General features: G+C 57.5%; 10 protein-coding genes. 6 read left to right on the plus strand and 4 right to left on the minus strand.

Annotation, left to right across the window (positions count from 1 at the left end; translation table 11 throughout):
* Positions 1-92 precede the first annotated feature (92 nt).
* From AC2TDJ_RS09570 to AC2TDJ_RS09580, 3 genes are all read left to right on the plus strand, one after another.
* Positions 93-260, plus strand: a complete 168-nt coding sequence (locus AC2TDJ_RS09570; RefSeq protein ID WP_480841589.1) for a cupin domain-containing protein — start codon at positions 93-95, stop codon at positions 258-260.
* 312 nt (positions 261-572) lie between these two features.
* Positions 573-2,999 (plus strand): GcvT family protein, encoded by a 2,427-nt coding sequence (locus AC2TDJ_RS09575; RefSeq protein ID WP_480841591.1) that lies wholly within the window; start codon positions 573-575, stop codon positions 2,997-2,999.
* Positions 2,996-4,549, plus strand: a complete 1,554-nt coding sequence (locus tag AC2TDJ_RS09580; protein ID WP_480841593.1) for a trimethylamine methyltransferase family protein — start codon at positions 2,996-2,998, stop codon at positions 4,547-4,549. Before AC2TDJ_RS09575 ends, AC2TDJ_RS09580 begins: the two co-directional genes overlap by 4 nt.
* 110 nt (positions 4,550-4,659) lie before the next feature.
* Here the strand turns inward: AC2TDJ_RS09580 and AC2TDJ_RS09585 are convergent, their stop codons facing one another.
* The 4 genes from AC2TDJ_RS09585 to AC2TDJ_RS09600 all read right to left on the minus strand — a co-directional run bounded on the left by AC2TDJ_RS09585 (position 4,660) and on the right by AC2TDJ_RS09600 (position 7,519).
* Positions 4,660-5,025: a cupin domain-containing protein gene (locus AC2TDJ_RS09585; protein WP_480841595.1), complete on the minus strand. Its 366-nt coding sequence runs from the start codon at positions 5,023-5,025 to the stop codon at positions 4,660-4,662.
* A 3-nt stretch (positions 5,026-5,028) separates the two neighbouring features.
* Positions 5,029-5,268, minus strand: a complete 240-nt coding sequence (locus AC2TDJ_RS09590) for a hypothetical protein (RefSeq protein WP_480841597.1) — start codon at positions 5,266-5,268, stop codon at positions 5,029-5,031.
* Between the two features lie 91 nt (positions 5,269-5,359).
* Complete coding sequence (locus AC2TDJ_RS09595) at positions 5,360-6,514, minus strand: aromatic ring-hydroxylating oxygenase subunit alpha (RefSeq protein WP_480841599.1); 1,155 nt, start codon at positions 6,512-6,514, stop codon at positions 5,360-5,362.
* Positions 6,515-6,613: 99 nt separating this feature from the next.
* Positions 6,614-7,519: a LysR substrate-binding domain-containing protein gene (locus tag AC2TDJ_RS09600; RefSeq protein WP_480841601.1), complete on the minus strand. Its 906-nt coding sequence runs from the start codon at positions 7,517-7,519 to the stop codon at positions 6,614-6,616.
* 120 nt (positions 7,520-7,639) lie between these two features.
* On the opposite strand from AC2TDJ_RS09600, the gene AC2TDJ_RS09605 reads away from it, so the two are divergent.
* The 3 genes from AC2TDJ_RS09605 to AC2TDJ_RS09615 all read left to right on the plus strand — a co-directional run bounded on the left by AC2TDJ_RS09605 (position 7,640) and on the right by AC2TDJ_RS09615 (position 11,850).
* Positions 7,640-8,989 (plus strand): NAD(P)/FAD-dependent oxidoreductase, encoded by a 1,350-nt coding sequence (locus AC2TDJ_RS09605; RefSeq protein ID WP_480841603.1) that lies wholly within the window; start codon positions 7,640-7,642, stop codon positions 8,987-8,989.
* Positions 8,989-9,933, plus strand: a complete 945-nt coding sequence (locus tag AC2TDJ_RS09610) for a PDR/VanB family oxidoreductase (protein WP_480841604.1) — start codon at positions 8,989-8,991, stop codon at positions 9,931-9,933. The genes AC2TDJ_RS09605 and AC2TDJ_RS09610 overlap by 1 nt, the downstream gene beginning before the upstream one ends.
* A 90-nt stretch (positions 9,934-10,023) precedes the next feature.
* Positions 10,024-11,850: a BCCT family transporter gene (locus AC2TDJ_RS09615; RefSeq protein ID WP_480841606.1), complete on the plus strand. Its 1,827-nt coding sequence runs from the start codon at positions 10,024-10,026 to the stop codon at positions 11,848-11,850.
* Positions 11,851-12,077 lie beyond the last annotated feature (227 nt).

The following is a 12,077-nucleotide window of genomic DNA, read 5'->3' on the forward strand; positions in this document are numbered from 1 at the left end:
ATCGACAGCGAACCGTCGTTGCTGGGTGGACTGACCCTGGCGGAAAACGACGACGGATCCGAGGTTGGCGTCTGGTCCTGCACTCCCGGCAAATGGCGCCGAAAATCAAGGATGCCGAGATGTGCTATTTCACTCCAGGCTCGTGCACGTATACGGACGAACAGGGCAATGTAACCGAGATCGACGCCGGCGACATGGTCTATTTTTTGGCCATGAGCCTTGGTGTTTGGGAGATCAAGGACCACGCCTGCAAAGCCTAGATCACTTACAAAAGCAAGTAATTCCAACGCATTGGGTGGATCGCGCCCCGTTGGTTCCTTTCAGTGGAGAAGACTGATGTCCTATGCGAAAACCGACAAGTTCAATATCAACGGCGAATGGGTCGACTCGGTGTCGTATCGGTGATGCTGCCGCATGTCACAGCAGCCATGAAGTAGCGAAGGGCATTGAGGCTGGTATCCACCACGTCTCTCAATTCAGTTTTTTCGATTTTAGAATTTCAATTTTTCAGATTCTCAAAAAATAGAATTGAGCCAATAGTCGTGCCGTTTACAAAGCCCAGGGAGGTTGGGATGCAAAGCCACGCACGGGTTGTCATCGTCGGTGGCGGTGTCGGGGGATTGTCGGCGCTGTACCATTTGACGCAGGAAGGTTGGACGGATGCCGTCCTGCTGGAACGCAACGAACTGACCTCTGGCACCACCTGGCATTCGGCGGCGCAGTGTCCAAGTGTGGCGTTCAACCAGTTGCTGCTCTTGCTGCGTGACTACACGATCAAGCTCTACAAGGAACTGGCCGATGATCCCGCCTATCCGATCAACTACCACTATGCCACAGGTGGCATGCGCCTTTTGACGAACCAAACGCATCTGGACGAGGTGCACCACATCATTTCCGTGGCCAAGGGGCTGGGACTAGAGTTCGATTTGCTCGACGCAGCCGAAGCACAGCGCCGCAATCCGCTTTTGAACGTAGACGGCGTGCTTGCGGCGATGTGGGACGAAAAGGACGGCGACATCGACCCAGCACAACTGTGTCAGGCGTTGGCGGCCCGATCACGCAAGGCCGGGGCCAGCATTTACCGCAACACTCCGGTGACGGGGTTGCGGCAGCTTCCGACCGGTGAATGGTGCGTGACAACGGACAAGGGATCTATCACCGCCGAACACATCGTGATTGCGGCTGGGTATCGGGTGAATGAGGTCGGCGCGCTGATGGGCATTGAATACCCGGTCATCGCCATGGAGCACATGTACTTCGTGACCGAGGATATTCCGGATCTTGTAGACCGCCCGGACCGGGTTCCGATGGTGCGGTGCCCGCGCGATACCTTCTACATGCGTCAGGAGAAAAAAGGGCTGTTGGTCGGCATCTACGAGCACGATTGCAAGACGTTCGGCATGGATGGGATCGACCCGGACTTCGTCAACGCGCTTTGCCCGGATGATCTGGATCGGCTCTTGCCCAAAATGGAACCGATCTTTGACCGCCTGCCATGTCTAAAGGAAGTCGGCATCAAATCGGTGGTGAACGGACCGATATCCTATGCCTCGGACGCAGGACCCCTGGTTGGCAAACAACCGGGGTTGCGAAACTGCTGGTCGATGAATGGATTGCGGGTCGGCATCGGCGAAGGGGGCGGCTATGGCAAAATGATCGCGCAGATGATGGTTCATGGCGAAACCGAATGGGACAGTTGGCAACTGGACCCGCGCCGGATCACAAGCTTTGCCAATACAGAGTACACCGCGCTGAAATCCATTGAGGATTACCAGAACGAGTTCCGATGGCATCTGCCGCATGAACATCGCCCGGCCGGACGCCCCGCAAAGACTTCTCCGCTCTATCCGGTATTGAAGGCGCAAGGGGCGGAATTTGGCGTAGTCAACGGTTGGGAACGCACGAATTTCTACAAGCCGGAAGCTGAATTCAAGGAAAGCCACGGCTATGCCTTTCAGAACTGGCACGATGTTGTGGCATCGGAAATTGAGATGCTGCGAAATGGTGTTGGGTTGGCCGAGCTTTCCGGCTTCAATCATTGCCGGATCAGTGGCAATGGCGCTGTGGAATGGCTGAGCAGCCTGACATGTTCGCCCGTATCAGGCAGGACCGGAAAAGCCAGTCTTTGTTATTTTCTGACGCCGAAAGGAAACATCGCGGGTGAGGCCACCATCGTCCCGTTCCAAAACGGCGATATCTTTTATGGTTCTGCCGCCACGGCAGAATATCACGACCTGGATTGGCTCACCGAGCATCTGCCCGAAGGTTCAGACATTCGCATTGAAAGCCGAACCAACACGCATACCATGCTGGTCATAGCCGGGCCGAAGACCCGCCAGCTATTGGCGTCGGTGTCTCCGCGCAGCCGCTTCGGCCAGCAGGATTTCCCGTGGCTGACGGCGCAGAACATATTCATCGGCCACGTTGAAGCGCTGGCAATCGCCATCAGCTATTCCGGCGAGCAGGCTTTCGAGCTGCATATACCCAACAATCAGCTTTACGCGGCCTACGAGATTCTGACACGTGCGGGTGCGGAATTGAACCTTTCCCACTTTGGCATGTACGCGATAGACTCGATGCGGTTGGAAAAGGGATATGGTCACTGGAAGGGCGACTTCATCACCGAGTTCAACCCGGTCGAAGCTGGTTTGGGTCGTTTTGTGGATATGAAAAAGGACTTTCCGGGAAAGACCGGGCTGGGGGCGCAAATGGATGCCGGAAACAGGAAAGAGCGGGTTCTACTTGAACTCAGCAGCGCGGACGCGCCGGCACAGCCCGGCGAAGGGGTCTTTGTTCAAGGCCGCCCCGTGGGCTCGATAACCTCTGCAGGATGGGGGCATCGCGTAGGAAAGAACCTTGCCATGGCCTATGTCGAGCCCGAACATGCGGGCAAAGACACGGAACTGGAAGTTTTGCTAATCGGCAATCCTGCTCAGGCTGTTGTGTGCGTTCCGTGTCTTTTTGACCCAGAAAACAGGATTCCGAGGGGGCTGGCATGACGAGTAAGGAGGCGCGAAGAAGTCGCTCGGGCGGGCGCGCGGCACGGATCGCCTCGCGTCTGAATCCGGGCGACGAGGTGCCGAATGCGGCACCGTCCGGCTTGCCCGGCGGCCAGTACCGCCCGCTGACGGATAGCCAATGCCGACAAATCACCGATGCAGCGTTCGCTTTGTTGGCCACGGTCGGCATTGGCGACGTTCCCGATCCGGTCAAACGGCTCGCCAAAGCGCGTGGATGCCGAATCGATGACGAGGGGCGTGTGCTCTACTCGCGGGATTTCGTCGAGGACATCATTGCGGCGACACCAAAATCGGTCACTCTGTACGGTCAGGACCCGCGCCATGACTTCGAGGTAAAACAACAGGATGTTCGCTTTGGCACCGGAGGCGCGGCGGTGCAGACGCTGGATCTGAACAGCGGCAATTATCGGCCATCGACCCTGCGAGACCTGTATGATTTCGCGCGCTTGGCCGACCAGTTGGACAATATCTGCTGGTTTACGCGTTGCTGCGTCGCCACGGATGTGCCCGATATCTTTGACCTGGACATCAATACGGCCTACGCCATCGCCAGCGGCACCACAAAGCCGATCGGGAACAGCTTCAGCTTTGGAAGCCATGTGGATGCATGTGTCGAGATGTTCGACATGATCCTCGGCGAACCGGGTGCATTTGCCCGCCGGCCGTTTTGCAAGGCACATATTTCACCGATCATCTCGCCCATGCGCTATGGCGAAGATGCCGTGGACGTGGCCATCGCAGCACTGCGCCATAATATGCCGGTGAACACCATCATCGCAGCGCAATCCGGAGCAACAGCTCCGGCCCCGCTTGCCGGTATGCTGGCCCAGTCGCTTGCGGAAACACTGGCCGCACTGGTTTTGATCGATCTGTTGAAGCCGGGGCATCCGGTGATCTTCTCGAACTGGCCCTTCGTGGTGGATTTGCGTACCGGTGCGTTTTCCGGCGGCAGTGCCGAGATGGCTGTTCTGAATGCCGCGTCGGCCCAATTGACGAATGCCCTCGGCCTTGTTTCCGGCGTGGCGGCTTCGATGACGGATTCCAAACTTCCGGACGCGCAGGCCGGGTACGAAAAGGGACTCACTGTATTGGCGGCTGGGCTGGCCGGAGGAAATCTGATCTACGAATCCGCCGGCATGTTTGGCAGCCTTCTTGGCGTGTCTTTCGAAGGTTTCGTGATCGACAACGACATTTTGGGGTCTGTCCACCGCATCATTCGCGGGGTCGAGGTCAACAGCAATACCCTGGATCTGGATGCAATTGAACAAACTATCCGCGGCGCAGGACATTTCCTGGGCGGCGATCAGACACTGGCAGCGATGCAGCGCGACTATTTCTACCCACCCCTCAGCGACCGTGACAGCCCCGACGCCTGGTCAGAGGCCGGTAAGGCGGACATGCAGGAAAGGGCACGAGAGCGGGCCAAATCGCTGCTGGGCTCGCATTATCCATCCCATGTCAGCAGTGCGGCAGATGATCGGATTCGGGCCCGCTACAAGATTCACCTGGCGCGGCGCCACATGAATTAAACGACCGGTCAAAATGGAGCCGCAGCGCCAGGCATATCGGTTTTTCGGAACGGTATGTGACACAGATCAGCCTCTGCTTTCTTGGCTGATTTCCATCGTACCCACTGCCATCAACCGTTCTGGCGATGCTGTGTCTCCACGGTTTCACGCCAGTTGCCCGGTTGCACCGCATAGAAAATCCGGGCGCGTTTACCGCCATAGGTCAGCTTCGTGCCCTTTGGAATCCAGACAACGTCACCGGCGCACGCATCAATCGTTCCATCGTCCGTCGTCAGACGAAACTCTCCTTCGATAACGTAGACGATTTCGTCATAGTGGACGGTCCATGCGATCGCGCATTCGTCAAATTCAGCAAATCCTGCCGCCATTGTTGGGCTCAGGTCCGAAGAAATCGCGCGACCAACCCGTCCGATACCGGGCGGTCCGCCACGATACGTCAATTCAATGTCAGAGCCTCGGATCAGTTTTGCGGTCAATGCTCAAAACTCCAATCGATGCGCCCGGCCGCGCTCGGCAAGCCGCCGGTTCAGGTCGTCCGCTTCCGGTGCGCCGGATTCCAGCGCATAGACAAAAGCATGCGTCAGGTAAAAGCAGGCCGCGTCAACGTCCTGCGCAAGTTCCCGTTCATCGGCAGCAACCGTATACAGGTGAACCAGCGCCGCATGATCGTATTTTTCATGGGCGGCCAGCAGATTGCGGTCCAGAGCCTCATGGTCCATGACTAGCCTTTCGCAGAAATCGAAATGCGGGTTGTCACAGAAACGCCACTGGCCAGAATGCTTCTGGCCAGCCCGTCCCTGACGAAATCGATTAGGCAGTTCTGCCCTTTTCGATCTGGCTTGCGACCCAGTGGTGGAAGTTGTGGGTAGGGCCGTCCATCGCTGGCGAGAACCGGCCGCCGTCGAACAGCGCGCCATGGCGGCCTTTCTGCATGCCTTCGACCACGAACACGTCTTCCTCGAACACGGTTTTCCAAAGCTGGGCGTTCGAGGCGCGCAGCCCGTCATGCTCGGGCGTTTCGCGTTCGCTTTTCGCGTAGTACAGCTCGATATGTTCGATCGTGTTCTCCTGATCGACAGGTTCCAGCACGATGGCAAAGCTGTGATCGCGCTGAACACCCAACAGTACGTTTGGATACAACGCGACATATTCCGCGCCTTCATCCCATTTGTCGCTCAGGCCTTCGAAATCTGGCAACGTTGCGCCGTCCTGATCGGTCAGTTGGCGATAGACCAATGTACCCTGACCGGAATAGTGATCGCGCTTTTCGATGTTGTAGTGATCTTCCAGACGAGAATAGCTGTTCAGGCCGGGGTGAACCCAGGGCAGGTGATAGCTTTCGCAGTAGTTTTCGACCGCCAGTTTCCAGTTGGTTTTGACCTCCAGCTTAAAGCTCGACGACTCTCCACCGTGAAAGATCGGCTGTTCGAATTCTTTCCACCGCGCCATCAGCGCGCCATGAACCTCCTCGAACGCCGGGGCGTTGGCATCCACATTCACAAAGATCACATCGCGCCAGACATATGAGCGGATACGGATCAGGCCCAGTTCGTCCAGCTTGACGTCTTCATGGGTGTTCTGACCGGGGCCGCCGACATGGGGCGTGGTGCGCAGTTCGCCGTTCAGCCCGTAGCACCAGCTGTGGTAGGGGCACCGGATAGCACCGCGGATTTTCTGCGGCTTGTCGACCAGGATCATCCCGCGGTGACGGCAGGTGTTCTGGAACACACCGATCGAACCGTCGCGGTCGCGGACGATCAGCAGGGGCATGCCCAGGAAATCTACGGGTTTGGCATCGCCGGTCTCGGGGACATCCTTGCCAAAGCCGATCCCGGACCAGTTTGCATACAGGACCGACTGCTTTTCTTCGGCGAAGACTGCCGGATCAACATAGTGTTCGTTCGGCAGACCGTTCGCGGTGTTGACATCGGTCAGGACGGACGAAAGCGGGCTATGCTTGTTCATCAATATCTCCTGAAATTGAATCATGCGCGTTTTGCCCCTATTGGCGGAAGGAACGGGCAGGCCTCAATATCAGAAAAGCTAATCGCCGGGTGACCTGATCTAAACCGACGCAGCGTGGGCCTCATCAAGGATCCATTTTTTCAGGGCACGGGCACTTTCTGACAGCTCTTCGTCGGGGCGACCAACCAGATAAAACTGATTGGGAGCGCTCAGCTGGTGCTGCCCGACGGGAACGAGTTTTCCCGTTTCCAGCATCGGTCGGATCAATCTTTGCCAGCCAAGCGCAAGCCCCGCGCCTTTTTGCGCAAGCTGCAACGCCACCGAATAACTGTTGACGCGGTTTTCAACCGGGATTGTGCCGCGATAGCCAAACTGCTGAAACCAATCGGCCCAAGTGGTCCAGGTTCTGTCGTCTGTTTCCAGATGGATGAGCCGCTGTTTCGCAAGATCCTCCAACCCTGCTCCGTCCAGCTTTTCCGCCAATTCCGGACTTGCAACCGGGACCAGGTAGTCGCGATAGATCGGTGTATGAGTCAGCGTGGAATCTCCGTCGCGACCATAGCGAATGAAAAAGTCGATATCGGGCCTGTCTTTGAATGGACGGTCCTGCGACAACTGATTGACGTTCACGTCGGGCATTTCTCGCCAGAAGCGGATTATGGCAGGGGACAGCCAAAGCGCGGCGACGGCTGTGGTGGACCCAACGGTTACTTTTTCGCCGGATGTACGATCGCGGATCGTTTCAAGCGTTTTCGAGATGCGCGCGAACGAAGTTGCCAGCGATTCGTATAGAGCCTGCCCCTCCTCGGTCAGATTAACGCCGCGATGCTTTCGTTGAAACAACGGCGTCTCCAGGTCGCCTTCCAAGGCTTTGATCTGATGGCTGACGGCACCGGGTGTTACAGACAGTTCAATGGCTGCGTTCTTGAAACTCAGATGGCGTGCCGCGGCTTCAAATGCAGACAAAGTCGTCAGCGGCGGCAGATTGTAATGGCGTCGGGACATGGTGGGGAGGCTTCGATTATGGCTACGGTTTAGGTCGTTTCACGCAAGTATGAGTTTTTTTGACATTGAAGACCAGTAGCCTTTCCTATCAGGTGCGGCGCCAAGACCAGGAGGGTGAAAATGCCTCATACTTTCGGCGCCATCGATCGGCTTCCGCCGAATGACACGCCGTCTGGGTGGGTCGAACCCGGCGAATTGAATGTCATTGGCAATGTGCGGCAACATGATCGGCTGAACTGGTTTGACTGGACCGTTGTTGGCGCCGGCTTTACCGGCCTGGCTGCTGCGCGTCGGCTGGCCGAACTGAACCCGAGTGACCGGGTCGCCCTCATTGATGCAAAGCCTGTTGGTTGGGGGGCATCCGGGCGAAACTCGGGCTTTATCATTGATTTACCTCACAAATTCGATCTGGACAGTGCGGATTCGAGCCGGCTGGCGTCAATACTCAGGTTGAACACGCAGGCAATTGAGGATCTGCGGCACCTTGTCGATCAGTTCGAAATTCAGTGTGACTGGTCGCAGGTTGGCAAGTTGCAGGGTGCGGTTCAGAAACGCGGCACAGGCAAGATGCGCGCCTTCGCCGAGGCGCTCGACAATATCGGTGAACCGTATTCTCTGCTGGACCGGAACGATGTCGCGGAAATAACGGGCACTGACTATTATGCGGGGGCGATTCACACGCCCGGTTGTGTTTTGATGAATCCCGTGCGTCTGACGCGTGGCCTGGCGAAATCTCTGCCTGAAAACGTGACGCTCATGGACGGCTGTCCCGTCATTCGGTTCGAACGCGAAGGGCGCGGGTTCGGCCTGACATTGCGTTGCCAGGGAACACAGGTTGAAATTGCGACGGCATCCACACTTCTTTGCACCAATGCATTCACGTCCGAGTTCGGTGTTCTGAGAAACCGGGTCGTCCCGGTTATTACTTTTGCGTCCATGACCCGCCCCCTCGGTGACGCAGAGTTAAAGGCCTATGGCGGTCAGCTGGATTGGGGTCTGACACCGGCGGACCCAGGTGGCACCACTTTGCGCATGACCCGCGACAGGCGGTTGCTGGTAAGAAATCAATACGACTATGCCGGCCACTATGGGGTCGCCGATACCAGCCTGGATCGAATGCGCCAAAAACATCGCGAGGCCTTTGTGAAACGCTACCCCATGCTGGACAAGGTCCCGTTCGCCAGCAGCTGGGGCGGCGTGTGCGGCCTGTCGCGCAACCATGTCAGCTTTTTTGGTGAAGTTGCCGAAAACGTCTGGAATTCATCCTGCCACAATGGCGTCGGCGTCGCGCGCGGCAGCATTTCGGGCCGGCTGTTGGCCGAAGCGGCCTCGGGTCGCAAAAGCGATCTGCTGACACAGATGTATGCGGTCTCCAATACACCATCACTCAATCCACCTGATCCGCTTCTGGGGCTTGGGGTACGGGCGCGTCTGAAGCTGGCCGCGTGGGAAAGCAAAGAGGAAATTTGATGGATATAAAGCCCGCCCGTCTGATCCGAAAAACTGCGCTCAGCCCCGATACAAGCGATTTCTGTTTCGAGATCGAAGAGGATCGCTTTACGGGTCTGGAACCAGGCGCGCATGTGGATGTTCATCTAAGTGACGAGTTGGTCCGTCAGTACTCGATCTGGGACTGGAGCCAGGACGGACGCATTCTGAACGTCGCGGTGAAACGTGAAGATGAAGGCCGCGGTGGCTCGATCGCGATGCATGCGCTTAGGGAAGGAGCGGTCGTCGACATTGGCGGGCCGCGCAACCACTTCAGACTGGAAACCCACGACCGCCATGTCACCCTGATCGCCGGCGGGATTGGCGCGACGCCCCTGGTCGCGATGGCGCGGCAGCTGCTGAACACCGGCCAGGACTTTCGGGTGTATTATCTGGTCCGCTCCAAAGACTATGCCGCGATGGATGCTCAATTTCGCAACCTCGGCCTGAATGAATGGTATCACCTGCACTGTGACGACACGGATGGCCAATTCGACCTGAATACCGTCATGCAGTCGATGCCGATGGGCAGCGACGTTTACACCTGCGGTCCCGAACCTCTGTTGAATGCTGTCCTTGAAGCGGGCCGCACCCTGCGCGGTGGCTCGATTCACTTCGAGCGGTTCGCAGCCGTATCGGACATCGAGCACGCGCCAAACGACAGTTTCGAAGTCGAGGTGCAATCCACCGGGGCCATATTTTCTGTTCCGGCCGAGTTATCCGTTCTGGACGTGCTCAGGGCCAATGGCGTTCATGTTGACATCGGCTGTTCGGAAGGGCTGTGCGGGTCCTGCATCGTCGACGTTGTCGAAGGAGAAGTGGACCACCGCGACGGGATTCTTACGCCTGAAGAACAAGCGTCCAACAGTTTCATGTGTACCTGCGTATCTCGCGCAACCTCTGATCGATTGGTTCTGGCGTTGTAGGCCAGAAAGCAAAAAGGAAGACAAAACCACCGAACGCGGCAAAGGACTGCGTTTGGAATTTACCAAGAACGACTTACAGGGAGGAACCTAATGTCGATAAAAGATCCGTTCACAGAGCTAGAGATAGAAACGGCTGATGCCGGATTCTATGAGAACTACAGTGTCCCGATTGCGCTTATCAGTAAGGGCATCATGGTTGCGCTGGTGTTGTGGGCATTGGTCTTCCCGGCCAATGCCAACAGCACTTTGGGCAGCTGGAATGGCAGGCTTCTGGAAAGCTTCAACAGCTTCTACATCATCATTGTCGGGCTGTTCTTCTTCTTCCTGGCGGTTGTTGCCTTAATCCCGGCAACCGGGAAGCGGATCATGGGTACGCCCGGTGAAAAACCCGAGTTTTCGAACTTTTCGTGGTTTTCGATGATGTTCGGCGCCGGTCTGGGTGTCGGGCTTATGGTCTTTGCCACGGCTGAACCGCTGGGCCTTTGGGGATCGAACCCAGAAGTGGTGTCCGGTTCCGTCGCAGGTAACGAGCCCGAGGCGCTGCAGTCGGCCTATCGCTATACCTATCTGCACTACGGCTTCCACGCCTGGGCTATCTACGTTGTGACAGGGCTGAGCCTGGCCTATTACGCCTACACACGGGGCATGCCTCTGACGATCCGGTCGGCACTGACGCCCTTGTTCGGTAAGCTGATGAACGGGTTCCTGGGGCACGTCGTCGACGTGCTGGGCGTGGTTGCAACGATCCTTGGTGTTTCGGTCACGATCGGTTACGGCGTCAGCCAGTTTATCGACGGTGTTTACGCGATCACCGGCATGGGTTGGGTCATGGACCTGGGCGGCGAGGTGCCGACCCCTAGCAAAGTGGGCCTGATAACCGGTCTGGTCGTAATCATGGCACTGTCGATCATTTCGGCGGTTTCGGGTGTTGGGCGCGGCGTCAAATACCTGTCGAACCTGAACCTTGTGCTGTCGATCATTCTGTTGGGAACTTTCATTGTGTTCGGCTCATTCGTCTTCGCCATGACGACCTACGGCACGGCGATGGTCGACTACATCCTGCACTTCATCTCGCTCAGCTTTAACGCTTATGGCCCGCTGTCGGTCGAAGAATTTGCAGCAGCACTGCCGGAAGCGGCCAAGCCGCTGGCAGGTGACCTTGTGGGCGGTGCAACCAACGCATGGGGTAGCTTCGACGGGTTCAAGAGCGGTCTCGAGGGCGCAGCCGCCGAACTGGGCGAAGAAACGCTGGCCGCCGCGTATGCCGCAGGTGAACAGGGTCGTCAGTTCGGCTGGCAGTCGGGCTGGACCACGTTCTACTGGGCTTGGTGGATCGCGTTCTCGCCGTTTGTTGGCCTGTTCCTGGCCCGCATTTCCAAAGGCCGCACGGTGCGCGAGTTCATCCTGGGCTGCGTGTTCGCACCGGCGCTGGTCTGCTTCGCGTGGATGACGGTTCTGGGCGGCACCGCGATTGATCTGGAACTGGCCGGCGAGGCCGGTGGTGCGATCATCGGTGCATCGAACACCAACAAGCTGTTCGTGACGCTGTCCTACATGATCGATGGTGGTCTGCTGGCGATGCTGAACGTGATGTGCGTAGTGTTGATCATGACCTTCCTCGTCACCTCGGCGGACTCGGGTATCCTCGTGATGAACACCATCATGTCCGGTGGCAGCCAGGAAACTGGTGTCAAGCACCGCATCATCTGGGGTGTCATCCTGACCGCCGTGATCGGTGCGTTGATCCTTGCAGCGGGCGAGAGCAATCCACTGGATGCACTGCGCAATGCAATGATCATCGGCGCCTTGCCCTTTACCATGGTCATGGGACTTATGGTGGTGTCTCTGACCAAGGCCCTGTACCGGGACAGCCTGCGCGACAAGCATCGGGTGACCGAGACACAAGCCGCTGAGTAAACCACTCACTGAAAAACTCAGCAAGCGCCGCCCTTTGGGGCGGCGCTATTTCTTTCAAGGGCCGGTTGTCAGGGCTACGGGCCGGTTGGCTATCTGAATGAGGGTGAGGACACTCTCAGGCGGCCAGGGAACGGCCGCAGGGGCAACGCAAATGACTGGCAGGGACAGTTCTCCGCATGTGTCATGACGCGATGCTATGGATCGTCTGTCCTTCCAATTGGCCAATG

Source organism: Ruegeria sp. HKCCD6647-2 (assembly GCF_057221075.1).

Excerpts from the sequence above, each read along its gene's own strand:
- AC2TDJ_RS09570 (WP_480841589.1), top strand. The coding sequence starts at position 93 with ATGGCGCCGAAAATCAAGGATGCCGAGATGTGCTATTTCACTCCAGGC.
- AC2TDJ_RS09575 (WP_480841591.1), top strand. The coding sequence starts at position 573 with ATGCAAAGCCACGCACGGGTTGTCATCGTCGGTGGCGGTGTCGGGGGA.
- AC2TDJ_RS09580 (WP_480841593.1), top strand. The coding sequence starts at position 2,996 with ATGACGAGTAAGGAGGCGCGAAGAAGTCGCTCGGGCGGGCGCGCGGCA.
- AC2TDJ_RS09590 (WP_480841597.1), bottom strand. The coding sequence starts at position 5,268 with ATGGACCATGAGGCTCTGGACCGCAATCTGCTGGCCGCCCATGAAAAA.
- AC2TDJ_RS09595 (WP_480841599.1), bottom strand. The coding sequence starts at position 6,514 with ATGAACAAGCATAGCCCGCTTTCGTCCGTCCTGACCGATGTCAACACC.
- AC2TDJ_RS09600 (WP_480841601.1), bottom strand. The coding sequence starts at position 7,519 with ATGTCCCGACGCCATTACAATCTGCCGCCGCTGACGACTTTGTCTGCA.
- AC2TDJ_RS09605 (WP_480841603.1), top strand. The coding sequence starts at position 7,640 with ATGCCTCATACTTTCGGCGCCATCGATCGGCTTCCGCCGAATGACACG.
- AC2TDJ_RS09610 (WP_480841604.1), top strand. The coding sequence starts at position 8,989 with ATGGATATAAAGCCCGCCCGTCTGATCCGAAAAACTGCGCTCAGCCCC.
- AC2TDJ_RS09615 (WP_480841606.1), top strand. The coding sequence starts at position 10,024 with ATGTCGATAAAAGATCCGTTCACAGAGCTAGAGATAGAAACGGCTGAT.